A 23,890-nucleotide genomic window follows, 5' to 3' on the forward strand; every position below is an offset into this window, starting at 1 on the left:
GTCAATTCGTGGGCGTATATATCAGCTTTACCGTTCCGTTGAAAACCAGAACATAGGCACCAGTATGGCGCGCGTCCTGTGTCAAGCGCATGGTGTCGGCGGTGACGACGCCTGCCGGTCCGGTGGCGGTGACGGGATCGGGCAGCGCGATATCTGTCGTATCCATGGCGGCGGTCAGGCGGTCGCCCACCACTGTCCACCCGCTGGAGGAGGAGACCGTTACCCCGCCCGACAACAGAACCTGCCGCGCCGCCGGGTCCAGCCGGCCGGCGCCGGCCACCAGCCGTGTCGTGCCGCCATCGGGTGTTTCAAGCAGGCCCGTCAGGGCGCTGGCACTGGCCCCCGAGCCATCGGCCGCCACGGGCCTCGCGTCATCCGCGCTGACGGAAAGTGCCGCACCGTCGCTGGTCAGCCCGGCATAGGTGGGCGCGGTCATCCGGGGTTCGCGCAGACGGTCTTCGACATCAACCTCGGCATAGGGCAGGGCATCGTCCGGATTGATGGTCCGCGCCACCAGAAACAGCGTTGACAGGAGGGCAAGCGCCGCGAGCGGCAGGATGACCTTGAGCCAGCCGATCAGCCGGGTGTGAAAATCTGCATCCATCATCTGGCGTCGCCCTTGTTTGCCGAAGGGTAAGGGGCGCGGCAGGAAAACCCAACCTGCGCTGTCATGCCCTCGGCGGCCTGCCGCCTAGTGATGGAAGATGTCATTGGGCTCGTCCCAGCCCATCAGATCAAGTTCTGCTCGGGTCGGCAGAAAGGCAAACAGCCGGTTGGCCAGATCGGTGCGGCCTTCGCGGGCCAGCCGCTTTTCAAGCTCGGCCTTGAGGGCGTGCAGGTAAAGCACATCGGACGCCGCATAATCCTTTTGCGCCTCGGTCAGGGTTGCGGCGCCCCAGTCGCTGGTCTGCTGTTGCTTTGACACATCGACCCCGACCAGTTCCAGCAGCAGATATTTCAGGCCGTGCCGGTCGGTGAAGGTGCGGATCAGGCGCGAGGCGATCTTGGTGCACCAGACCGGCTGGGTGGTGACGCCAAAGGCTTTCTTCAGCGCGGCGATGTCGAAGCGGCCGAAATGGAACAGTTTGAGCGTGTCCGGGTCGGTCAGCAACCGTTCCAGATTCGGGGCGCTGGTCTGGCCCGGGGCGATCTGCACCAGATGTGCATCGCCATTGCCGTCTGACAGCTGCACCACGCACAACCGGTCCCGGCGCGGGTCAAGGCCCATGGTTTCGGTGTCAATCGCCACCACGGGGCCAAGGGACAGGCCATCGGGAAGGTCATTCTGATGCAGATGAATCGTCACGCGGAAACCCTTTTCAAGACGTGCAGCGCTGGTGCCAATGGCTCTAGCAGGCGGCGGGACAAATGAAAACGGCCGTCCCGGGGGACGGCCGTTTTGAATTTGGTGCCCAGAAGAGGACTCGAACCTCCACGCCTTGCAGCGCTGGTACCTGAAACCAGTGCGTCTACCAATTCCGCCATCTGGGCGATGGTGTAGGCGGCTTCTATGCGGGCAATGCGAGGGTGTCAACGGGGCGCAAGCAAGGATTTTCAAAATTCGCACAAAGCCTGCGACGGCCTTTCATCTTGCCCGCAGGGGACGTGAAAGCTATGGAACATTCAGGTTTCGTCTGGCCGAAAGGGGTCCTGCGCATGGGCAAGCTTGTCACCATCTATGGCGGTTCGGGTTTTGTGGGCCGTTACATCGCAAGGCGCATGGCCAAGGATGGCTGGCGCGTTCGGGTTGCGGTGCGCCGCCCCAATGACGCGCTGTTCGTGCGGCCTTACGGCGTGCCGGGTCAGGTTGAACCCGTTTTGTGCAACATCCGCGATGATGCCAGCGTGCGGGCGGTGATGACGGGTGCCGATGCGGTGATCAATTGCGTGGGCATTCTGAACCGGTCGGGCAAGAACACCTTTGACTCGGTTCAGGCGCAGGGGGCCGGGCGCGTGGCCCGCATCGCCGCCGAGCTTGGCGTGCCGCATCTGGTGCAACTGTCGGCGATCGGGGCCGATACCGGCAGCGACAGCGACTATGCCCGCAGCAAGGCCGCAGGTGAAGAGGCGGTGCTTGCGGCCTATCCTGCGGCGGTGATCTTGCGCCCTTCGGTGATTTTCGGCAGCGAGGATCAGTTCTTCAATCGCTTTGCCGGCATGGCCACCCTGTCCCCGATCCTGCCCGTCGTGGGGGCGGATACCCGGTTTCAGCCGGTCTATGTGGATGATGTGGCGCAGGCTGCCGTGCTGGCCGCGACGGGCCAGGCCGCACCCGGCATCTACGAGCTTGGTGGCCCCGATGTGCTCAGCTTCCGGGCATTGATGCAGCGGATGCTGGCGGTGATCCAGCGCCGCCGTCTGATTGTGAACGTGCCGTTTTTTGTGGCGCGCCTGATGGGCGGGGCGTTCGATCTGCTGCAAACGCTGACAGTGGGCCTGTTTGAAAACAAGACATTGACCCGCGATCAGGTGAAAAACCTTGCGCGCGACAATGTGGTGGCAAAGGATGCAAAGGGCTTTGCCCAGCTTGGTATTGCCCCCACCTCCATCGAGTCGGTCTTGCCGGAGTATCTGTGGCGTTACCGCCCTTCGGGCCAATATGCCGCGATCAAGAAATCGGCGAAGAACCTGAAAAAGGCCTGAGTTTTTGGATAATATCTTTCTTGCAGCGCTTCTGGGTCTTCTTGAAGGGCTGACCGAATTCATCCCGGTGTCATCGACCGGCCATCTGTTGCTGGCGGGCCATTTCCTGGGGTTCGACAGTCCGGGAAACACCTTTGAGGTGGTGATTCAGCTGGGTGCCGTTCTGGCGCTGATCTCGCTTTATGCGGCCAAGCTGACGGCGATTGCCTTGCAGGCGCGGACCGATGCCGTGGCGCGGCGGTCGCTGCTGTCTTTGCTGATTGCCTTTCTGCCAGCGGTGTTCATCGGCCTTCTGGCGCATGATTTCATCAAGACCGTGCTGTTTGACACGCCGATGCTGATTGCGGTGATGCTGATTGTGGGCGGTGTCATTCTGCTGGTGATTGACAGGATCGCCCCGCCACCTGTGCATCTTGACGCCACCAGACTGCCGTTGCGGACCGCGCTGATCATCGGGGTCTGCCAATGTGTTGCAATGATTCCGGGGGTTTCGCGGTCCGGGGCCACGATTGTGGGCGCGCTGCTGCTGGGCGTGGAAAAGCGGGCAGCGGCGGAATTTTCCTTTCTGCTCAGCTTGCCGACCATGGGGGCGGCGGTGGCCTATGATCTGTTCAAATCGCGCGATATGCTGGATTTTTCAGCAATGGCCGATATCGCCGTTGGTTTTGCGGTGGCCTTTGTGTCAGCCCTGCTTGTGGTGCGGGCCGTGCTCAACTTTGTTGGGCGCAATGGCTATGCGGTCTTTGGCTGGTGGCGAATCATCGTCGGCACTGTGGCTTTGGTGGCTCTTTTGACGGTCGGCTGAGGGTATAGGTATCGCATGCTGACCTAATCTTCCGAAAAAAAGTCAACATGGCTGACCAAAGGGCAGGAAAAGCGTAAATAAGGTCAGTATTGCTGACTTTTATTCCAGATGCAGCTTGGCTATGAAGGCGCACCCGATATCCGCATGGGAGACGCAGCCTTGGCCACGCAGAAAATGCTCAAATTCGTGACCCTGCCCAAAGAGACGCCCGAAAAGCGCCCTCCTACTTTGCGCAATCAGGATTTCCATGAGATTTACCGCGAGTTCGCCGCCGAGAAGGCAGCCGAACAGGCGGGGCGGTGCAGCCAATGTGGCGTGCCCTATTGCCAGTCGCATTGCCCGCTGCACAACAACATCCCCGACTGGCTGCGGCTGACCGCCGAGGGACGGCTGGAAGAAGCCTATGAGCTGAGCCAGGCCACCAACACCTTCCCCGAGATCTGCGGCCGGATCTGCCCGCAGGACCGGCTGTGTGAAGGCAATTGCGTGATCGAGCAATCGGGTCATGGCACGGTCACCATCGGGTCGGTCGAGAAATACATCACCGACACCGCCTGGGAAAATGGCTGGGTCAAGCCGATCAAGCCCGCGGTGGAGCGGGCCGAGAGCGTGGCCATCATCGGGGCCGGGCCGGGGGGCCTTGCCGCCGCCGATGTGCTGCGCCGCCGGGGCTATCAGGTGACGGTCTATGACCGCTATGACCGGGCAGGCGGGTTGATGACCTATGGGATTCCGGGGTTCAAGCTGGAAAAACCCGTTGTGATGCAACGGATTGAACAGCTGGAGCTGGGTGGCGTGCAGTTCGTGCTGAATTGCGCGGTGGGCAGTGACATCAGCTTTGATGCGATCCGGGGCCAGCATGATGCGGTGCTGATTGCCACTGGCGTCTACAAGTCGCGCGACATCGAGGCCCCCGGCGTGGGGGCGCAGGGTGTGGTGCGGGCGCTAGACTACCTGACGGCCAGCAATCGCAAGAGTTTTGGCGACGAGGTGCCGGAGTTTGACTCGGGTGAGCTGAACGCACAGGGCAAGCGCGTGGTGGTGATCGGCGGTGGGGACACGGCGATGGATTGCGTGCGCACGGCCATTCGCCAGGGGGCGACCTCGGTCAAGTGCCTGTACCGCCGCGACCGGGCCAATATGCCCGGCAGCCAGCGTGAAGTGCAGAATGCCGAGGAAGAAGGCGTTGAATTTGTTTGGCTTTCTGCACCCAAGGGCTTTACCGCCGGGGAGGCTGTTGAGGGGGTGATGGTGCAGAAGATGCGCCTTGGCCAGCCCGATGCCTCGGGCCGGCAGTCGCCCGAGCTGATCGAGGGGGCCGATTATATCGAGCCCGCCGATCTGGTGGTGCAGGCGCTGGGCTTTGAGCCGGAGGAGATTCCGACGCTGTGGGGCGTGCCCGATCTGGCGGTGACGCGCTGGGGCACGATCAAGGCTGATTTCCGCACCCATGCCACCAGCCTGCCGGGCGTCTATGCGGCGGGGGATATCGTCCGGGGGGCGAGCCTTGTGGTCTGGGCGATCCGCGACGGGCGCGAAGCGGCGGAGGCGATCATGGGCTATCTGGCGCAGACCGGGGCCGTGGCCGCAGAATAACGGGTCTGGCCAGCGTATGATCTGCGTCTGGCAAAGGTATGGCTTGCGTATGGCACCTTGTGCGGTGGGCAAATGTGGTGCGGGTCAGCAGGGCTGACCTGATCGGAGGGCAGGGTTTATGTTGAAACAGATGCTGATCATTGCAGCCCTGCTGCCCGCCCCCGCCTTTGCCGGGGCCTTCAGCCCGCCCGAGGGGTGCAGCACCTATATGACCGTGCAGTCGCGGCAGTGCCGGGTGTCGAACCATTACACCTGCAGCGCCGATGCCGAGGGCGACAAATGGCGCGCCGATTTTGACCAGCAGGGGCCGTTCTTTCTGAGCCGGATCAACCATGAGGCCGAATGGGTCGAAAGCTATGATCTGGGGGAGGGCGTGGTGCGCCAGACGCTGGACCCAAACCCGTCTGACCCGGCATCATTTTCCGAATTGCTGGCCTCTGGCACCGATACGTTTCAGTTCAACCTGAGCCGCGACAATGGCGAGCGGACCCGGGTGAACGGGTTTGACACGCTGACCGGGCGCAGCGTGACCATTGATGGCGTGACGCTGCAGGAAACCCAGTTCGAGTTTACCGAGACCGATCAGGCGGGCGTGGTGCTGCGCCAGTCGCGCGGGCGGGAATATATTCACCCCGAGATGCGCATCTTCTTTTCCGGCCCGTCGGAATGGCGCGGTTCGGACGGGGATTTCCTGCCGATGGATGGCAGCCCGGTGGAGTTCATGTTTCCGGGCGAGCCCGGTTTCGAGGCCACCGAGCCGTTGTTCGACTGTGACCCGTTGATGACCCAGGCCCTGCCCGATGCCACGCCGGTTCCGGCGGCGTTCCGGCCGGGCAAGACACCAGACTTTAGCCGTGCCGGAGCGCCTGCGCTGTCCGGCGACAATGCCAGCCCAGAGGAGTGAGCCATGACGATCTATGATGATGCCTGGGTAAAGTCTGAGGAAGCCAAGCGCGCCTTTATGGATGCCAACGGGCTGTACAAGGCGGATGATGAGCATTCGTCCTGCGGCGTGGGGCTGGTGGTGGCGATTTCCGGCAAGCCCAGCCGCAAGGTGGTGCAGTCGGGGATTGATGCGCTCAAGGCCATCTGGCACCGCGGCGCAGTGGATGCCGATGGCAAGACCGGCGACGGCGCGGGCATTCATGTGCAGATTCCGGTCAAGTTCTTTTATGACGTGATCCGCCGCACCGGGCATGAGCCGGATACGGGCAAGCTGGTCGCGGTGGGGCAGGTGTTCCTGCCGCGCACCGATTTTGGCGCGCAAGAGCGGTGCCGCACCATTGTCGAGGCCGAAGTGCTGCGCATGGGCCATTATATCTATGGCTGGCGGCATGTGCCGGTGGACACCACCGTGCTGGGCGAGAAGGCCAATGCCACCCGGCCCGAGATCGAGCAGATCCTGATCCGCTGTGAAAAGGACATCGATCAGGAGCAGTTCGAGCGTGAACTGTACATCATCCGCCGCCGGATCGAGAAGGCAGCGATGGCGGCGCAGATTCAGGGGCTGTACCTGTGCAGCCTGTCGTGCCGCAGCATCATCTACAAAGGCATGATGCTGGCCGAGCAGGTGGCGGTGTTCTACCCCGATCTGATGGACGACCGGTTTGAAAGCGCCTTTGCGATCTATCACCAGCGCTATTCCACCAACACTTTCCCGCAGTGGTGGCTGGCGCAGCCGTTCCGCATGCTGGCCCATAACGGCGAGATCAACACGCTGAAGGGCAACGTCAACTGGATGAAAAGCCATGAGATCCGCATGGCGTCGAACAATTTTGGTGACGCGGCCGAGGATATCAAGCCGATCATCCCGTCGGGCACGTCCGATTCCGGTGCGCTGGATGCGGTGTTCGAGGTGATGGTGCGGTCAGGCCGGTCGGCGCCCATGGCGAAAACCATGCTGGTGCCCGAGGCGTGGAGCAAGACCACGACCGATATGCCGAAAGCCTGGGCCGATATGTATGCCTATTGCAACGCGGTGATGGAGCCCTGGGACGGGCCTGCGGCGCTGGCGATGACCGATGGCCGCTGGGTCTGTGGCGGGTTGGACCGCAACGGGCTGCGCCCGATGCGCTATGTGGTGACCGGGGATGGCTTGCTGATCGCCGGGTCCGAGGCGGGGATGGTACCGGTGGACGAATCCACCATCCGCGAAAAGGGCGCGCTGGGGCCGGGGCAGATGATCGCGGTCGATATGGCCGAGGGCAAGCTCTATCACGACGCGCAGATGAAGGACAAACTGGCGGCCTCGAACCCCTATGGCGAGTGGATCGAAAAGGTCATCGACCTGAACAGCCTGCTGCGGGATGTGCCTGAGCGCGCGCAGTTTGAAGGGGCCGATCTGCGCCGCCGCCAGATTGCGGCGGGGTTCACGGTGGAAGAGCTGGAGCAGGTTCTGGCCCCGATGGCCGAGGACGGCAAGGAAATGATCGCGAGCATGGGCGATGATACGCCTGCGGCGGTGCTGTCGAGCATCTATCGCCCGCTGTCGCATTTCTTCCGGCAGAACTTCAGCCAGGTCACCAACCCGCCGATTGATTCCTTGCGCGAAAGCCGGGTGATGAGTCTGAAGACGCGGTTTGGCAACCTGAAGAACGTGCTGGATGAAAACTCCAGCCAGACCGAGATTCTGGTGCTGGAAAGCCCGTTCATCGCCAATGCGGAATTCGACGTGATGTGCAAGCATTTCGGCGAGCAGGTGGCCTATATCGACTGTACCTTCCCGGTGACGGCGGGGTTGGACGATCTGCGCCAGGGGCTGGAGCGTATTCGCGCCGAGGCAGAGGATGCGGTGCGGTCGGGGGCCAGCCATCTGGTGCTGACCGATGAGCATCAGGGGCCGGACAAGGTGCCGATGCCGATGATTCTGGCCACCAGTGCGGTGCACAGCTGGCTGACGCGCAAGGGGCTGCGGACCTTCTGTTCGGTGAACGTGCGGTCTGCCGAATGCATTGACCCGCATTACTTTGCGGTGCTGATCGGCTGTGGCGCGACCACGGTGAACGCCTATCTGGCGCAGGATTCCATTGCCGACCGGATTGCCCGTGGCTTGCTGGATGGCAGCCTGACCGATGCGATGCGGCGCTACCGCGATGCGATCAACGGTGGCCTGTTGAAGATCATGTCGAAGATGGGGATTTCCGTGATCTCCAGCTATCGCGGGGGGTTGAACTTCGAGGCGGTGGGGCTCTCACGCGCCATGGTGGCGGAGTATTTCCCCGGCATGCACAGCCGGATTTCGGGCATCGGCCTGACCGGCATCGAGCAGAAGCTGGAAGAGGTGCATGCCAAGGGCTGGCTGGGCGGCGCCGATGTGCTGCCGATCGGTGGGTTCTACAAGGCGCGGCGCTCGGGTGAAAAGCATGCCTGGGAAGCGCAGACGATGCATATGCTGCAGGCGGCCTGTGACCGGGCCAGCTTTGACATCTGGAAGCAGTACACGGCGGCGATGCGGGCCAATCCGCCGATCCATATCCGCGACCTTTTGGACATCAAGCCCTTGGGCAAGCCGGTGCCGATTGAGGAGGTGGAGAGCATCACCTCTATCCGCAAGCGGTTTGTCACGCCGGGCATGAGCCTTGGGGCGCTGGGGCCAGAGGCGCACAAGACGCTGAACGTGGCGATGAACCGGATTGGCGCGAAGTCTGACTCTGGGGAGGGCGGCGAAGATCCGGCGCATTTCCTGCCCGAGGCGAATGGTGACAACCCGAGCGCCAAGATCAAGCAGGTGGCGTCGGGGCGTTTTGGCGTGACGGCGGAATACCTGAACGCCTGTGAAGAGCTGGAAATCAAGGTGGCGCAGGGCGCGAAACCCGGCGAGGGCGGCCAGTTGCCGGGCATGAAGGTGACCGAGCTGATCGCGCGGCTGCGGCATTCGACCAAGGGGGTGACGCTGATCTCGCCCCCGCCGCACCACGACATCTATTCCATCGAAGATCTGGCGCAGCTGATCTATGACCTGAAGCAGATCAACCCGCGCGCCAAGGTGACGGTGAAGCTGGTGTCGTCGTCGGGCGTGGGCACGATTGCGGCGGGCGTGGCCAAGGCCAAGGCCGATATCATCCTGATTTCCGGGCACAACGGCGGCACCGGGGCATCGCCCGGCACCAGCATCAAATATGCCGGCCTGCCGTGGGAAATGGGCCTGACCGAGGCGCATCAGGTGCTGAGCATGAACAACCTGCGCGACCGGGTGACGCTGCGCACCGATGGCGGGCTGCGCACGGGCCGCGATGTGGTGATGGCGGCGATGATGGGGGCCGAGGAATATGGCATCGGCACCGCAGCCCTGATCGCGATGGGCTGCATCATGGTGCGGCAGTGCCAGTCCAACACCTGCCCGGTGGGGGTCTGCACCCAGAATGAGGAGTTGCGCAAGAAGTTCACCGGCACGGCGGACAAGGTGGTGAACCTGATCACCTTCTATGCGCAGGAGGTGCGGGAGCTGCTGGCCGGGATCGGCGCGCGATCCTTGGATGAGATCATCGGGCGGGCGGATCTGCTGACGCAGGTTTCCCGCGGTGCGGCGCATCTGGATGACCTTGATCTCAACCCGCTCTTGATCACCGTCGATGGGGCGAACCGGATCACCTATGACCGCAGCAAGCCGCGCAATGCGGTGCCCGATACGCTGGACGCCGAGATCATCCGGGATGGCGCGCGCTTCTTTGAAGAGGGCGAGAAGATGCAGCTGTCTTACGCCGTGCGCAACACGCACCGGACCATCGGCACGCGGGCATCGAGCCATATCGTGCGCAAGTTCGGCATGCGCAACGCGCTGCAGCCCGACCATCTGACGGTGAAGCTGACCGGCAATGCCGGGCAGTCGCTGGGGGCATTTGCCGCGCGGGGGCTGAAGCTGGAGGTGATGGGCGACGCCAATGACTATGTTGGCAAGGGCCTGTCGGGCGGCACGATTGTGGTGCGGCCGGTGATGTCGTCACCGCTGGAGGCGTCGGAAAACACCATCATCGGCAATACCGTGCTCTATGGCGCGACCGATGGCTATCTGTTTGCCAGCGGGCGCGCGGGCGAGCGGTTTGCGGTGCGCAATTCGGGCGCGCATGTGGTGGTCGAAGGCTGCGGGTCGAACGGTTGTGAATACATGACCGGCGGTGTGGCGGTGATTCTGGGCCGGATCGGCGCGAATTTCGGGGCCGGGATGACCGGCGGCATGGCCTATCTGTATGACCCGAGTGGCGTGGCCGAGGATTTCATCAACATGGACTCGCTGGTGACCTGTGCGGTCAGCCACCCGCATTGGGACCGGCAGCTGCGCAGCCTGATTGAGGCGCATGTGCGCGAAACCGGCAGCCGCAAGGCCGCCGCCATCCTGTCGGACTGGGAGACGGAGCGGGCCAATTTCCTGCAGGTCTGCCCGACCGAGATGCTGGTGCATCTGCCGCATCCGCTGAGCGACGAGGCGGTGAAGGTTCCGGCGGAGTAACGACACGGAAAAGGGCCCCTCTGCGGGGCCCTTTGCTTTGCGGCGTCAGATCTTGACCCGGCGCGCCGCTTGGGGCCTAACGGGGCATGGCAAGCGCACCCCGAAAATCCCGCAAGGGCAATGATGCCGCCCCGCTTCTGGCCCCGGCCCGCGCGCTGCGACGGCGCGTGCTGCGCTGGGCGGTGCGGGGGATGCTGGGGGTGGCTGCGCTCTTCGCGCTGCTGGTGCTGCTGTTTTCCTTCCTCAACCCGCCGGTGAATATCTACCAGTTGCAGGAATCGGCGCGTCTGGGCGGGGTTGAGCGTGAGTGGGTGGCGTTTGACCAGATTGCGCCGGTGATGGGTCGGTCGGCGGTGGCGGCAGAGGATGCGAATTTCTGCCTGCACTGGGGGTTTGACATGAACGCCATCCGCGCGGCGGTGGCCCAAGGTGGCAACCGGGGGGCCTCGACCATCAGCCAGCAGGTGGTGAAGAATGTGTTCCTGTGGCACGGCCGGTCCTGGCTGCGCAAGGCGATGGAGGGGGTGCTGACCCCGGCGGTGGAGCTGATCTGGTCGAAAGAGCGGATTCTGGAAGTCTATCTGAACATTGCGGAATTTGACGAAGGGGTGTTTGGCGTGCAGGCGGCGGCGCAGCATTATTTCGGTGTGGACGCCCGTGACCTGAGCGCGCTGCAAGCGGCCCGGCTGGCAGCCATTCTGCCCGATCCCAAGGCGCGCTCGGCCTCGGACCCGAGCAGCTTTGTGCGCAACCGGACGCGGGGAATCATGGCGGGGGCCGAGACGATTGCCGCAGACGGGCGCGACGGGTGTTTCAGGTGAGCGCTTTGGGGAAAGGCCGGGGGGGCTGTCTGCCCCCCCGGACCCCCCCGAGGATATTTAGGAACAGATAATAGCAGCAGCCAGCGCTGCGCTGCGACCCCAGGGACGCAGGAGGCGGTTGCAGGGTTTTGGGGGTCAAAAGGGGAATGGAAATGATAGCTGACCGCAGAATAAAGATCGCGCCGTCGATTTTGGCCGCTGATTTCGCGAATTTCGGGGCGGAATGTGCGGCGATCGAGGCGCAGGGCTGTGACTGGGTGCATGTCGATGTGATGGACGGGCATTTCGTGCCCAACATCACCTTTGGCCCTGCCACCTGCGCCGCCATCCGCCCGCATATCAAGGGGGTGATGGATGTTCACCTGATGGTGGCCCCTGTGGACCCCTATATCGAGGCCTTCGCGCAGGCCGGGGCGGATGTGATTTCGGCCCATCTGGAAGCGGGGCCGCATATTCACCGGACCTTGCAGGCCATTCGCGGGGCCGGGGCCAAGGCGGGGCTGGCGATCAACCCCGGCACCGGGATCGAGGATGTGCGGTATTTGCTGGATATGGTGGATCTGGTCTGCGTGATGACGGTGAACCCGGGCTTTGGCGGGCAGAAGTTTATCCACAGCCAGATTGAGAAGGTCCGCCGCCTGCGGGAGATGATCGGGGACCGGCCCATTCACATCGAGATTGACGGCGGGGTGACGGTGGAGACGGCGCCCCTGGTGGCAGCGGCGGGCGCGGATGTGCTGGTGGCGGGCTCGGCGGTGTTCAAGGGCGGGTCGGTCAGCAACCCGGGGCCCTATGGCGACAACATCCGTGCGATCCGGGCGGCGGCCGAGGCGGCCCGGTGAGTGCTGTGCATCTGATCTTTGACCTTGATGGCACGCTGGTCGATTCCGCGCCGGATATTCATGCGGCGGTGACCCGGATGCTGGCGGATGAGGGGGTGGCGGCGCTGGATCTGGCGACGGTCACCTCCTTTGTCGGCCATGGGCTGCCAAAGCTGGTGGAGCGGGTGATCCTGCGGGTGGGGCTGGACATCGGGCAGCATCCGCGGCTGACGAAAGTGACGCTGGACCATTACAATGCCGCGTCAAGCGATCTGACCCGGGTCTACCCCGGGGTGACCCAAGTGCTGACCGGGTTTCAGCGGGCCGGGCACCGGATGGCCCTGTGCACCAACAAGCCGGTGGGGCCTGCGCGTGACATTCTGCGCGCTCTGGGGCTGGAAGGGTTTTTCAGCCTGGTGATCGGGGGCGACTCTCTGCCGGTGACCAAGCCCGATCCGGCCCCGCTGCAGGCCTGCATTGCGGGCCTTGGCGGGGGCGCGGCGCTTTATGTCGGTGACAGCGAGGTGGATGCGGCCACGGCGGTGGCGGCGCGGGTGCCCTTTGCCCTGTTCACCGAGGGCTATCGCAAGACGCCGGTTGCCGATCTGCCGCATGCGCTGGCGTTTTCGGAGTTTGCCAGCCTGCCGGCGATGGTGGCGGCGCTGCAGGCCGGAACCGGCGCAGACTGACCAGCCTGGCAGCCGGAGGGCGGTTGCGCATTGAACCCCGGCGCCATGGCCTGTATCAGGTGCACAGATTTTATACGGGTGCTGCATGATCCGCCTTTACCATTTCCCCCTCTCTCCGTTCTGCCGCAAGGTGCGTCTGACGCTGGCGGAGAAGAAGCTGGAGGTGGAACTGGTGGAGGAGCGCTATTGGGAGCCCAGCCCGGATTTCCTGCGCCGCAACCCGGCGGGCAAGGTGCCGATCCTGAAGATGGAGCAGAAGACGCTGAGTGAAAGCCAGGCGATCTGCGAATATCTGGATGAGACCTTTCCCACGCCCGCGCTGATGCCGCGCGATCCGGAGGTGCGCTATGAGGTGCGGCGGATCTGTGCGTGGTTTGACGACAAGTTCCACGCCGAGGTTACCTCGAAACTGCTCTATGAGCGGGTGAACAAGAAGGTGATGAAGCTGGGCTACCCGGATTCGAAGAATGTGAAATTCGGGGCCGGGCGGATCAAGTTTCACCTCGACTACATGGCGTGGATCCTGGACCAGCGGCGCTGGCTGGCGGGCGATATCATGACGCTGGCCGATTTCACCGCGGCCGCGCATCTGTCTTGTCTGGACTATATCAGCGATGTGGACTGGAACCGGTCGGCCACGGTGAAGGACTGGTATGCCAAGATCAAGTCGCGGCCCAGTTTCCGCACCTTGCTGGCCGATCAGGTGCCGGGGTTCCCGCCGCCGGCGCATTACGCCGATCTGGATTTCTGAGAGGGCCTTGCGCCCGGACCCTCAGGAGAGTTTCAGACTGAAGACAATCAGGCGCGTCTCGAGAGCGATGCGATGCTGAGGGTTTGCAGCACCTTTGCCTCGATCTGGGCCGCATCCATCCCGGCGGAGCGGTACATCGCTTCGGGTGAGGCGTGGTCGATGAAGGTGTCAGGCAGGACCATGGAACGGTATTTCAACCCGGTGTCGAAAACGCCTTCTTCGGCCAGAAGCTGTGCCACATGGCTGCCGAAGCCGCCGATGGCGCCTTCTTCGATGGTGATCAGCGCCTCGTGGTTGCGGGCGAGGTTCAGGATCATGTCGCGGTCGAGCGGTTTGGCGAAGCGGGCGTCGACCACGCTGGGGGTAAGGCCCTTTTGCGCGAGGCTTTCGGCGGCTTTCAGGGTTTCCTGCAGCCGGGTGCCGAAGGACAAGAGCGCCACGCGGTTCCCCGAGGTGATCAGGCGGGCCTTGCCGATTTGCAGGGGCGTGCCACGGGTGGGGAGGTCGACACCGACGCCATCGCCGCGCGGGAAGCGGAAGGCGATGGGGCCATCGTTGTGCGCGACGGCGGTGGCGACCATGTGAACCAGTTCCGCCTCGTCGGCTGCTGCCATCACCACCATGCCGGGCAGGTTGGCGAGGAAGGCCACGTCGAAGCTGCCGGCATGGGTGGCGCCGTCGGCCCCCACAAGGCCCGCGCGGTCGATGGCGAAGCGGACGGGCAGGCGCTGGATGGCGACATCATGCACCACCTGATCATAGCCGCGTTGCAGGAAGGTGGAGTAGATGGCGCAGAAGGGTTTCATTCCGCCTGCGGCGAGGCCCGCCGAAAAGGTCACGGCATGTTGTTCGGCGATGCCGACATCGAAACAGCGGCGGGGGAAGCGGTCGGCGAACAGGTTCAGCCCGGTGCCATCGGGCATGGCGGCGGTGACGGCGACGATTTTATCATCGCGTTCCCCTTCGGCAATCAGGGCCTGAGCGAACACCTTGGTATAGCTGGGCGCGTTGGAGGCGGCCTTGGCTTGCACGCCGGTGAGCACGTCGAACTTGCCGGTGGCGTGGCCACGGTCACGCGCCGCCTCGGCTGGCGCGTAGCCCTTGCCCTTTTTGGTCAGCACATGCAGCAGGATCGGGCCGGTGGCGCGGGCCTTGGCGGTGCGCAGGATGGGCAGCAGCTGGTCAAGATCGTGCCCGTCAATCGGGCCGATGTAGGAAAACCCCAGCTCCTCGAACAGGGTGCCGCCCATCGCCATGCCCTTGAGCATTTCCTTGGCCCGGCGCGCGCCTTCCTGAAACGGCGGCGGCAGCAGGCCCAAGGCGCCTTTGGCAGCGGCCTTGAGGTCTTGCAGCGGGGCTTCGGCATAGAGGCGGCTGAGGTAGCTGGACAGGGCACCCACGGGGGGGGCGATCGACATTTCATTGTCGTTGAGCACCACGAACAGCCGCTTTTTCAGGTGGCCCGCGTTGTTCATCGCCTCAAATGCCATGCCCGCGCTCATGGAGCCATCGCCGATCACCGCCACCGCATCGCCCGGATCGCCGCCCAGATCGGCGGCCATGGCAAAGCCAAGGGCGGCAGAGATCGAGGTGGAGGAATGGGCCGCGCCGAATGGGTCATAGGGGGATTCGGAGCGTTTGGTGAAGCCTGACAGCCCGCCTTCGGTGCGCAGGGTGCGGATGCGGTCGCGCCGCCCGGTCAGGATCTTGTGGGGATAGCACTGATGGCCGACATCCCAGATGATCTTGTCACGCGGGGTATCGAACACCGCATGCAGGGCCACGGTCAGTTCGACCACCCCCAGACCGGCGCCCAGATGGCCGCCGGTGACCGAGACGGCCGAAATCGTCTCGGCCCGCAGTTCATCGGCCAGTTGGCGCAGCTCGCGGTCGGACAGGCCCTTCATGTCGGAGGGCAGGGTCACGCGGTCAAGCAGCGGGGTTTTGGGTCGGTCGGTCATATCCTGCCTTTAGCTTTCGCGCGCGATCACGAACCGCGCGGCGTCTATCAGGGTTCTGGCGCGCTCGCCATAGGGGGCAAGGTGGCCTTCTGCCTCTGCGACCAGAGCGCGCGCCCTTGCCCGGGCGCCATCCAGCCCAAGGAGCGAGACGAAGGTGGCCTTGCCGGCCGCCGCGTCCTTGTGCAGGCGCTTGCCGGTCTGCGCCTCATCGCCGGTTTCATCCAGAATGTCGTCGGCGATCTGGAAGGCGAGGCCGAGGGCGGTGGCATAGGCGCGCAGGGGGGTGGGGTCTTGCCCGGCAATGATGGCGCCGGCTTCGGCAGACCAGCGGATCAGGGCGCCGGTCTTGCCCGCCTGCAGCCGGGTGATCTGGTCCAGCGTCAGCGCGGTGGGGCTGGTTTCGGCGGCAATGTCGAGCGCCTGACCCAGCACCATGCCTTGCGCACCCGACGCCTGGGCCAGACCCTGCACCAGGGCGATGCGGGTGTCGCCGCTGCCCAAGGCAGGGTCGCAGAGCAGCTCGAAGGCGAGGGTTTGCAGGGCGTCACCGGCCAGGACGGCGGTTGCATCGTCCCATTTCACATGGACGGTGGGCTGGCCGCGGCGCAGGTCATCATCATCCATGCAGGGCAGGTCGTCATGCACAAGGCTGTAGGCGTGCAGGCATTCCACCGCCGCCGCCGCACTGAGCGCGCGGGCGGGGGGCAGATCGAACAGCGCCGCCGTTTCCAGCACCAGAAAGCCGCGCAGCCGTTTGCCGCCCGCCACGGCATAGCGCATGGCTTCGATCACCGGTTCATCGGCGCGGTCGGACAGGGCTTGGTCGAGCCGGGACTGGATCAGCCCGCCTGCGTGCGCCAGAGCGTCGGGAAAGCTCACATCCCCTCCACCGGGGTGGTGCCGATGGCGCGGCCCTCGGCGGCGCGGATCAGGTCTACCTTTTCTTCGGCCTCTTTCAGCCGGGCTTCGCAATGGGCCTTGAGCTTTGCGCCGCGTTCATACAGGGCGATGGAGGCATCGAGTGCGACATCGCCGCGTTCCAGCTGGCCCACGACCTGTTCCAATGCGGCCATGGCCTCTTCAAAGCTCATGCCTTCTACGGGCTTTTCGGCGGGTTTGTCGGTCATGCGGTCTGCCTTCCCAGTTCTGTCACATGCGCGGCCACGCTTTCGGCCAATGCCGCCAGATCATAGCCGCCCTCCAGCGCCGATACCACCCGGCCCGCGCAGCATTCCTCCGCCAGATCGCAGATCGCGCGGGTCAGGCGGGCGAAATCCGGCGTGGTCCAGTTCAGGCCGGCCAGCGGATCGTCGCGGTGGGCGTCGAAGCCGGCGCTGATCAGGATGAGTTCCGGTTGCCATCGGCGCAGACCTTCCAGCGCCGGCTGCCACGCCGCCCACATCTGCGCGCCGCCTGATCCCGCAGCCAGCGGCAGGTTGGTGATCTGGCCATGCGCGCCGCGTTCATTGGGGTGGCCGGTGCCGGGATAGAGCGGCATCTGATGGCTGGAGACAAAGCGCACGCGCGGCTCATCCCACAGCAGATCCTGTGTGCCGTTGCCGTGGTGCACGTCGAAATCGAGCACGGCGACGCGGGACAGGCCATGGTGGTCCAGCGCGCGCATGGCCGCAATGGCGACGGTGCCGAACAGGCAAAAGCCCATGGCGGTTTCGCGTTCCGCATGATGGCCCGGCGGGCGGGTGGCGACAAAGGCGCGTGTGCCGTTGGCCAGCACATGATCGACCGCATGGCAGATGCCGCCCACGCCGCGCATCGCGGCGGCATAAGAGCCGGGCGACAGGAGGGTATCGCCATCCAGTTGCGCCCAGCCCGATGGGGGCAGCGCGTTGCGGATGCGGTCGATATGGCGCTGGGGGTGGCAGCGCAGCACATCCTCTGTGGCACCCATTGGGGCCACTTGCCGGTCAAGCGGCAGGCCCAGCAAGCCCCGTTCGACCGCCGCCAGCCGCGCCACCTGTTCCGGATGGCCGGGCGGGGTGACATGCGACATGCAATCGTCATGCGCGATGACCAGAACCTGTTCAGTCATTGATGTCGCGGTCCCACAGCCGGACCTGCCCCTTGCGCACCCCCAGCACGCGGCGCAGCACCAGCCATGCGATCAGCGAGGCGACGGCAAAGACCAGCAGCAGCACCGCCAGACTGCCGCCCAGGATGCCCAGCCCAAGCCCGGCCCCCACCACAACCGCGCCGATGGCAAAGCCCACGAAGATATAGCCCGGGGCCAGCACCTCGAGCACGCCAAGGGCAAAGCCTGCCACGATCCAGACCCACCAGACCGCCCACATCAGCCGCGCCCTTTCAGCATCTTGAACGCATCGGCAAAGGCATCCAGCGCCTGTGCGGGCACCAGGATGGTCTGCTTGCCCGGGCCTTGCGCCACCTTGGCCAGCGCATCCACCTGCGCCAGAGCCAGCTGATACTGCGCTGCCTCCAACCCCGATTCGCGGATCGCCACGGCGATGGCCGATGTGGCATAGGCCTCGGCATCCGCTGTCACCCGCTTGGCCTTGGCGGCTTGTTCGGCGGCATAGAGGTCGGCATCGGCGGCGAGTTCGACAGAGCGTTTCTTGCCCTCGGCCTCCATCACCTGGGCGCGGCGGGCGCGTTCGGCGTTGAGCTGTTGCAGCATGGCGGCGCGGGTCGCCTCATCAAGGTTCACGTCGAGAATTTCGGCCCGCGTCACCTCGACCCCCCAGTCATCGACCATGGCGGTGACCTGTTCGCGCACCCGTTCGATCAGCTGGGCGCGGTTGGATTGCACCTGATCCAGTTCGATCTTGCCGATTTCGGACCGGACGATCCCGGCGACCGTGGTGGCAATCGCACCATCGACATCGCGGATGCGGTAGACGGTCTTTTCCGGTTCGGTGATGCGGTAGAATACCGAAGTTTCCACCTTTACCAGTACGTTGTCGGCGGTGATGGCATCCTGGCTGGCGGTTGGCAGCTGACGCTCCAGAATGGAGATCCGGTGCGCCACCCGGTCGAGAAAGGGCACGACGAAGTTGATGCCGGGCCCCAGAACCGAGCGCAACCGGCCAAAGCGTTCGACCACATGCTTTTCCGACTGTGGAACGATCCGCACCCCCAGGAAGATGCACAGGATGAGGAAGACAGCAATCGCCAGAAGGACCGCATTGCCGCCCATAACCGGGGTGAAATCCATTGCAGAACGCCTTGTTCAAATCATTTTCGCCGCAAGGATGGCGGGTTCATCGGCCAGAGGCAAGCGCAGGGATAATCTTGCGCTGTTGCCCTGCCTGACCGTTCATTCTTCGCCCATTTATTGATCAGGCGAGCGATTTTCCCATCTTGTAGCGATTATGGAAGGATTTCTTCGAATAAATCAGAAATCCGCGGGCATCTTTGCCAGAAAATCCCCCAGTGCCGGATGCATGATCGGCCGAACACTCCTGTTGCGAAAGGTCGCCCCATGAAAATCGTCATCCTCGGCTCTGGCGTCATCGGTGTGACCTCGGCCTGGTATCTGGCGCAGGCCGGGCATGAGGTAACGGTGATCGACCGTCAGCCTGCCGCCGCGCTGGAAACCAGCTTTGCCAATGCCGGCGAGATCAGCCCCGGCTATTCCGCGCCCTGGGCAGCACCCGGCATTCCGCTGAAGGCGATCAAATGGATGTTCATGGAACATGCGCCTCTGATCGTGAACCCGAAGCCGGATGTCGCCAAGATCCGCTGGATGCTGCAGATGCTGGGCAATTGCACCTCTGCGGCCTATGCGGTGAACAAGGGGCGGATGGTGCGGCTGGCGGAATATTCGCGCGATTGCCTGACCGATCTGCGCGCCACCACCGGCATTGCCTTTGACGAGCGCCAGCAGGGCACGCTGCAACTGTTCCGCACGCAAAAGCAGGTCGATGGGGCCGGCAAGGATATCGACGTGCTGCGCGAGGGCGGGGTGCCGTTCGAAGTGCTGGATGTGGCGGGCTGTCTGGCGGTGGAGCCGGGGCTGGCCGATGCGGCAGGCAAGATCGCGGGCGGCTTGCGCCTGCCCAAGGACGAGACCGGCGATTGTTTCAAGTTCACCCAAGGGCTGGCGGCGCGGGCGGCGGCGGCGGGCGTGACCTTCCGCCAGGGCGTCAGCATCACCCGGCTGAACCGCACAGGCGACAAGATCACCAGTGTGACGACCTCCGAAGGGGAGGTGACCGCCGATGCCTTTGTGCTGGCGCTGGGGTCATATTCGCCGCAGCTGGTGGCGGATCTGGGCATTGCCTTGCCGGTCTATCCGGTGAAGGGCTATTCGATCACCGTGCCGGTGACCGATGCCAGCCGCGCGCCGGTGTCCACCGTGATGGATGAAACCCACAAGATCGCCATCACCCGGCTTGGGGATCGCATCCGCGTTGGCGGCATGGCGGAAATCGCGGGATTTGATCTGTCGCTGTCGGAAAAGCGCAAGCGGACGCTGGTGCATTCGGTGGAAGACCTGTTTGGCGGCGCGGGCGACCAGAGCCGTGCGACGTTCTGGGCGGGTCTGCGCCCGATGACGCCGGATGGCACGCCGATTGTGGGCCGCTCGCCGGTGGCCAACCTGTTCCTGAACACCGGCCATGGCACGCTGGGCTGGACGATGGCCGCCGGTTCGGGCCGGTTGCTGGCCGATATCGTCTCGGGCCATGCCACGGATATCGAAAGCCGCGATCTTGGGTTTGAGCGTTACGCCAAAGCTGCCAAAGCTGCGCGGCCGGTGCTGACCCCCGCCCCGGCGCGCTGACCGCCCAAGGCTTGCACCTTGCTGGCGCAGGCCCGCCGGAGGCATCCCCAGATGCCCCTGGCGTTCCCGCTTTGCCCCTGTGCGCGGCGGCCACAACCGGTTATGATTGCGCATCATGCCCGCCCTGTGCCGCGATTGCCTGACCGAATTTGACACGGCCCCGGTGCGGGGCCGCTGTCCGGCCTGCCGCAGCCCGCGCATCCTGTCGCATCCTGATCTGTTCCGGCTGTCCATCGCGCATATGGATTGCGATGCCTTTTATGCGTCGGTGGAAAAGCGCGATGATCCGTCTTTGGCCGACAAGCCGCTGATTGTGGGCGGCGGAACGCGGGGGGTGGTGTCTACCTGCTGTTATATTGCGCGCATCCATGGCGTGCGCTCGGCGATGCCGATGTTTCAGGCGCTGAAACTGTGCCCCGAGGCGGTGGTGGTGAAGCCGCGCATGGCCCGCTATGTCGAGGTCAGCCGCCAGATCCGCGCCATGATGGAGGATCTGACCCCCGCCATCGAGCCTTTGTCCCTGGATGAGGCGTTTCTGGACCTGACCGGCACCGCGCGCCTGCATGGCGCACCGCCTGCGGTGTTGCTGGCGCGGCTGACGAAACGGATGGAGGAGGAGCTGGGCATCACCGGCTCTGTCGGGCTGGCGCATAACAAGTTTCTGGCCAAGATCGCATCCGATCTTGATAAGCCGCGCGGCTTTTCCCTGATTGGCCCGGCCGAGACCGAGGGCTTTTTGCGGCCAAAACCGGTGCGGATTCTCTGGGGGGTGGGCACGGCGATGCAGGCCGCGCTGGAGCAGGCGGGTATTCGCACCATTTCCGACCTTCTGCGCTGGGACCGCGCCGATCTGACCGCGCGCTTTGGCCAGATGGGTGATCGGCTGTGGCATCTGGCGCGCGGGCAGGATGACCGTCGGGTGACGCGGGATGAAAAGCTGAAGTCGATTTCCAAGGAAACCACGTTTTTCGAGGATACCTCGGACGCCGATCTGCTGGACGGCCATCTGTGGCGGCTGTCGGAACAGGTGTCGGACCGCGCCAAGGCCAAGGCGCTGGCGGGCCGCACCGTGACGCTGAAGCTCAAGACCGGAGATTTCCGTATTCTGACCCGGCGCCATGGCTTGCCGGACCCGACCCAGATGGCCGACCGGATCTATCGCACGGCGCGCGGCCTGTTCGACCAGGCGGGCCGTGCCGGGCCGTTCCGGCTGATCGGGGTCGGGATCTCGGATCTGGCACCGGAAGATCAGGCCGACCGGTCCGCTGACCTGCTGGACCCGGACGCGGGCAAGCGCGCCATGGCCGAACGCGCGGCAGATGCGATTCGGGCCCGTTTCGGCAAGGATGCGATCATCAAGGGACGTGCGCTGCGCTGAGGCGGTCGCAATGTGTTGATGGTGCGGGCTCCTTTGGTGTCTTGATCTTCGATGCCCGATCGCTCAGCGAGGGGATATGGTCTGGCTTCTTTCCATTGCACGTCTTTTGCTGGTTCTGGCGGTCCTCCCTTGGGGGGCCTATTCCGGTGCCGCAGCCCTGCCTTCCGGGGATCATCAGGCTGCCGTCGTGGCGGCTGCGGGTCCAGAGCCAGCCGGTGCGGCGGTGTCTGGCGATGACCGGCGCGATGGATTGGATTTTGCGTCAAAGCCAAAGCGCTGTCGGACAGCCGTTCTGCTTGGCGCGCCATGCGGGCCGGATCTTGCGCTGCCCGGGTCTGCGCCTTCCCCGGACCTGCCGGGTGGGGAGGATGCGCTGCTGCCGGCGGATGGGGTGCAGCTTGCCGGGGTGACGCCGGCAGGGTCCCTGGACCCGCCCCGGGCCTGCTGAGTGTCGCGACCGCGCAACCTGCGGTTACCAAGACTCCTCAGCCCATAAGGAACCCACATATGTTGACCCGTCGTCTCTTTGGTGCCGGAGGCGCCTCTGCGCTGCTTTCGGCCTGCGTCATGCAGCCGCCCTCGTCGCAACCCCCCGCGCCGTCGCTGGTCGCGCCAGAAGCCGAACGCTTCCCGCCGCTGCCCGCGCATTATGGCGCGATCACGACCGAACCCTACCCCATTCCTGCGGTGCCGGAAGGCGTTGTGCCGCCCGAACTCTGGCGGCAGGAGGTTGAAAATCCATTTCCACTGGAGGTGGCTGGCACCATCATTGTCGACCCCGACGCTGGCTTTTTGCATCTGGTGGGCACGCAAGGCCGCGCCATGCGCTATGGCGCGGGGACGGGGGCCGCGGCCTTTGCCTGGCACGGCGATGCCCGGCTGCAATTCTGCCGAAGCTGGCCCCGCTGGAAGGTGCCCGACAGCATGATCGCGCGGCAGCCTGAGCTGGAACCCTATTCCGTGGCGAATGGCGGGATGGACCCGGGCCCGGGCAATCCGCTTGGGGCGCGTGCCCTGTATCTGTTTCAGGATGGCGTGGACACGCTGTACCGGATTCACGGGGCTTGCGAGCCAGAGTATCTTGGCAAACGCGTGTCATCCGGCTGCATCCGGCTGCTGGACCATGACGTGATCGATCTGCGTCAGCGTGTGCGACACGGCGTGACGGTGCGGGTGCTGCCACCGCAGCGCCTGTCTGCTGCCGCTGCGGTGTATTAGAGGTTAGGTCCGAAGGCGGGGGATCCTCCCCGCCTTTGGCTGCGGGCCGTGCCCTGTGCCGCGCCTATTCTGCCGCCAGCGGCATCTGCAGCCGGCCGATCATGGCAATCTCGGCCACGACCCCGGCGATCAGATCACGGAAGGCGTCGAATCCGGGCAGCGGTTCGATTCGCGTCTCGTCCATGTAGAGCGCCCGGTCGATCTCGACCTGCACCACATGAAAGCCGCGCGACGGGCGGCCATAGGTCTGGGCGATATAGGCCCCGGCAAAGGGCGCATTGCGCGACACCCGCAACCCGGCGCGGCGGAAGGCGGCTTCGACCTGATCCATCACATTGCGCGCGGCTGCGGCGCCGAATCGGTCCCCCAGCACCACGTCGGGGCGGGGCAGGCCGGGCCGGGAATGCGCCTCGATCGCCTCATGCGGCATGGAATGGCAATCGATCAGCACCGATTGGCCGAATTGGGCGTGGCTGTCCTCGGTCAGGCGACGCAGGGCGGCGTGATAGGGATGCCAATGGTCACGAATCCGGCCTTCTGCCTCGGCCAGAGGCATCTTGCCGCGATAAATCGCCCGCCCCCCCGACACCACCCGGGGAATCACCCCAAGGCCCGAGGCCACGCGCGGGTTGTGCGGGCTGCGCAGGACATCTTCGACAACGGCGGCATCAAGCTCATCCGCTGCCCGGTTCAGGTCGATAAAGGCCCTGGGGGCGTTGGCAGCGATCAGCGGCGCGCCATGATCGGTCGCCGAGCGGAAGAGATCATCGACAAAGGCATCCTCGGAGGACCGGATCAGCCGGGAATCCAGCACCGATCCGGCCAGAAAGGCCGGCGGATAGGCCCGCCCGCTGTGAGGGGACGAGAAGACAACCGGCGTTTCGCGCCGGGCGGGGTGATAAAGGGTAAAGGCTTCGCTGTGCACTGCTGTCTCCCGATCCCTGATGTTATAGCGGGCTTTGCCGAAATGCCAAAAGCCAAGATTGCAGGGGGGTGTGCGGT

The 23,890-nt window shown here is 64.5% G+C and carries 22 protein-coding genes and 1 tRNA gene; 13 read left to right on the forward strand and 10 right to left on the reverse strand.

What is annotated here, in order from left to right:
• Nucleotide 1 precedes the first annotated feature (1 nt).
• The 3 genes from lptC to CXR43_RS14980 form a co-directional block, all read right to left on the reverse strand.
• A complete protein-coding gene (gene lptC, locus CXR43_RS14970; RefSeq protein WP_103335227.1) occupies nt 2–607 on the reverse strand; it encodes an LPS export ABC transporter periplasmic protein LptC in 606 nt (201 codons plus the stop codon).
• 84 nt (nt 608–691) lie between these two features.
• A complete protein-coding gene (locus tag CXR43_RS14975; protein WP_103335229.1) occupies nt 692–1,306 on the reverse strand; it encodes a ribonuclease D in 615 nt (204 codons plus the stop codon).
• 100 nt (nt 1,307–1,406) lie between these two features.
• Nucleotides 1,407–1,491: transfer RNA gene (locus CXR43_RS14980), tRNA-Leu, on the reverse strand.
• Nucleotides 1,492–1,656: 165 nt separating this feature from the next.
• Between CXR43_RS14980 and CXR43_RS14985 the strand changes: the two genes are divergently transcribed.
• From CXR43_RS14985 to fzlA, 9 genes are all read left to right on the forward strand, one after another.
• Entirely contained in the window at nt 1,657–2,643 is a 987-nt protein-coding gene (locus CXR43_RS14985) for a complex I NDUFA9 subunit family protein (RefSeq protein WP_103335401.1), read from the forward strand.
• A gap of 4 nt (nt 2,644–2,647) precedes the next feature.
• Nucleotides 2,648–3,448 carry an undecaprenyl-diphosphate phosphatase gene (locus CXR43_RS14990; RefSeq protein ID WP_103335232.1) on the forward strand — a complete coding sequence of 267 codons (801 nt, stop codon included), beginning with the start codon at nt 2,648–2,650 and terminating at the stop codon, nt 3,446–3,448.
• Nucleotides 3,449–3,607: 159 nt separating this feature from the next.
• A complete protein-coding gene (locus CXR43_RS14995; RefSeq protein WP_103335404.1) occupies nt 3,608–5,044 on the forward strand; it encodes an NAD(P)-dependent oxidoreductase in 1,437 nt (478 codons plus the stop codon).
• Nucleotides 5,045–5,162: 118 nt separating this feature from the next.
• Nucleotides 5,163–5,948, forward strand: coding sequence for a hypothetical protein (locus CXR43_RS15000; RefSeq protein ID WP_210402102.1), 786 nt, complete (start codon nt 5,163–5,165; stop codon nt 5,946–5,948).
• A gap of 3 nt (nt 5,949–5,951) precedes the next feature.
• Nucleotides 5,952–10,490 carry a glutamate synthase large subunit gene (gene gltB, locus CXR43_RS15005; RefSeq protein WP_103335234.1) on the forward strand — a complete coding sequence of 1,513 codons (4,539 nt, stop codon included), beginning with the start codon at nt 5,952–5,954 and terminating at the stop codon, nt 10,488–10,490.
• Nucleotides 10,491–10,576: 86 nt separating this feature from the next.
• Nucleotides 10,577–11,311 (forward strand): monofunctional biosynthetic peptidoglycan transglycosylase, encoded by a 735-nt coding sequence (mtgA, locus tag CXR43_RS15010; RefSeq protein WP_103335236.1) that lies wholly within the window; start codon nt 10,577–10,579, stop codon nt 11,309–11,311.
• A 152-nt stretch (nt 11,312–11,463) separates the two neighbouring features.
• Nucleotides 11,464–12,153 (forward strand): ribulose-phosphate 3-epimerase, encoded by a 690-nt coding sequence (rpe, locus tag CXR43_RS15015; protein ID WP_103335406.1) that lies wholly within the window; start codon nt 11,464–11,466, stop codon nt 12,151–12,153.
• On the forward strand, nt 12,150–12,821 hold the full coding sequence (gph, locus tag CXR43_RS15020) for a phosphoglycolate phosphatase (protein ID WP_103335239.1): 672 nt from the start codon (nt 12,150–12,152) through the stop codon (nt 12,819–12,821). Before rpe ends, gph begins: the two co-directional genes overlap by 4 nt.
• A gap of 85 nt (nt 12,822–12,906) precedes the next feature.
• Entirely contained in the window at nt 12,907–13,572 is a 666-nt protein-coding gene (gene fzlA, locus CXR43_RS15025) for an FtsZ-binding protein FzlA (RefSeq protein WP_103335242.1), read from the forward strand.
• Nucleotides 13,573–13,619: 47 nt separating this feature from the next.
• On the opposite strand, the gene dxs is transcribed toward fzlA, so the two are convergent.
• Genes dxs through CXR43_RS15055 form a run of 6 tightly spaced genes read right to left on the reverse strand, consistent with a single transcriptional unit; the run spans nt 13,620 to nt 18,723 of the window.
• Nucleotides 13,620–15,533 carry a 1-deoxy-D-xylulose-5-phosphate synthase gene (gene dxs / locus CXR43_RS15030; RefSeq protein ID WP_103335245.1) on the reverse strand — a complete coding sequence of 638 codons (1,914 nt, stop codon included), beginning with the start codon at nt 15,531–15,533 and terminating at the stop codon, nt 13,620–13,622.
• A 9-nt stretch (nt 15,534–15,542) separates the two neighbouring features.
• Nucleotides 15,543–16,412 carry a polyprenyl synthetase family protein gene (locus tag CXR43_RS15035; RefSeq protein ID WP_435530811.1) on the reverse strand — a complete coding sequence of 290 codons (870 nt, stop codon included), beginning with the start codon at nt 16,410–16,412 and terminating at the stop codon, nt 15,543–15,545.
• Nucleotides 16,409–16,660 carry an exodeoxyribonuclease VII small subunit gene (locus tag CXR43_RS15040; RefSeq protein WP_103335248.1) on the reverse strand — a complete coding sequence of 84 codons (252 nt, stop codon included), beginning with the start codon at nt 16,658–16,660 and terminating at the stop codon, nt 16,409–16,411. Before CXR43_RS15040 ends, CXR43_RS15035 begins: the two co-directional genes overlap by 4 nt.
• Complete coding sequence (locus CXR43_RS15045; RefSeq protein ID WP_103335249.1) at nt 16,657–17,583, reverse strand: histone deacetylase family protein; 927 nt, start codon at nt 17,581–17,583, stop codon at nt 16,657–16,659. Before CXR43_RS15045 ends, CXR43_RS15040 begins: the two co-directional genes overlap by 4 nt.
• Nucleotides 17,576–17,845: an NfeD family protein gene (locus CXR43_RS15050; RefSeq protein WP_168219847.1), complete on the reverse strand. Its 270-nt coding sequence runs from the start codon at nt 17,843–17,845 to the stop codon at nt 17,576–17,578. Before CXR43_RS15050 ends, CXR43_RS15045 begins: the two co-directional genes overlap by 8 nt.
• Nucleotides 17,842–18,723 carry an SPFH domain-containing protein gene (locus CXR43_RS15055; protein WP_103335253.1) on the reverse strand — a complete coding sequence of 294 codons (882 nt, stop codon included), beginning with the start codon at nt 18,721–18,723 and terminating at the stop codon, nt 17,842–17,844. The genes CXR43_RS15050 and CXR43_RS15055 overlap by 4 nt, the downstream gene beginning before the upstream one ends.
• Before the next feature lie 225 nt (nt 18,724–18,948).
• Between CXR43_RS15055 and CXR43_RS15060 the strand changes: the two genes are divergently transcribed.
• From CXR43_RS15060 to CXR43_RS15075, 4 genes are all read left to right on the forward strand, one after another.
• Nucleotides 18,949–20,292 carry a D-amino acid dehydrogenase gene (locus tag CXR43_RS15060; RefSeq protein ID WP_146036532.1) on the forward strand — a complete coding sequence of 448 codons (1,344 nt, stop codon included), beginning with the start codon at nt 18,949–18,951 and terminating at the stop codon, nt 20,290–20,292.
• Between the two features lie 115 nt (nt 20,293–20,407).
• The gene (locus tag CXR43_RS15065; protein ID WP_103335411.1) at nt 20,408–21,670 is read left to right on the forward strand and encodes a DNA polymerase IV; all 1,263 of its coding nucleotides are present in this window, start codon (nt 20,408–20,410) and stop codon (nt 21,668–21,670) included.
• Between the two features lie 76 nt (nt 21,671–21,746).
• The gene (locus tag CXR43_RS15070) at nt 21,747–22,118 is read left to right on the forward strand and encodes a hypothetical protein (RefSeq protein ID WP_103335258.1); all 372 of its coding nucleotides are present in this window, start codon (nt 21,747–21,749) and stop codon (nt 22,116–22,118) included.
• A 59-nt stretch (nt 22,119–22,177) separates the two neighbouring features.
• The gene (locus CXR43_RS15075; protein WP_103335260.1) at nt 22,178–22,888 is read left to right on the forward strand and encodes a L,D-transpeptidase; all 711 of its coding nucleotides are present in this window, start codon (nt 22,178–22,180) and stop codon (nt 22,886–22,888) included.
• A gap of 64 nt (nt 22,889–22,952) precedes the next feature.
• Here the strand turns inward: CXR43_RS15075 and CXR43_RS15080 are convergent, their stop codons facing one another.
• Nucleotides 22,953–23,813, reverse strand: a complete 861-nt coding sequence (locus tag CXR43_RS15080) for an N-formylglutamate amidohydrolase (RefSeq protein ID WP_103335263.1) — start codon at nt 23,811–23,813, stop codon at nt 22,953–22,955.
• Between the last annotated feature and the right edge of the window lie 77 nt (nt 23,814–23,890).

The sequence above is a fragment of the Pseudotabrizicola formosa genome (assembly GCF_002900965.1).
In the GTDB taxonomy this organism is placed as follows: Bacteria; Pseudomonadota; Alphaproteobacteria; order Rhodobacterales; family Rhodobacteraceae; genus Pseudotabrizicola; species Pseudotabrizicola formosa.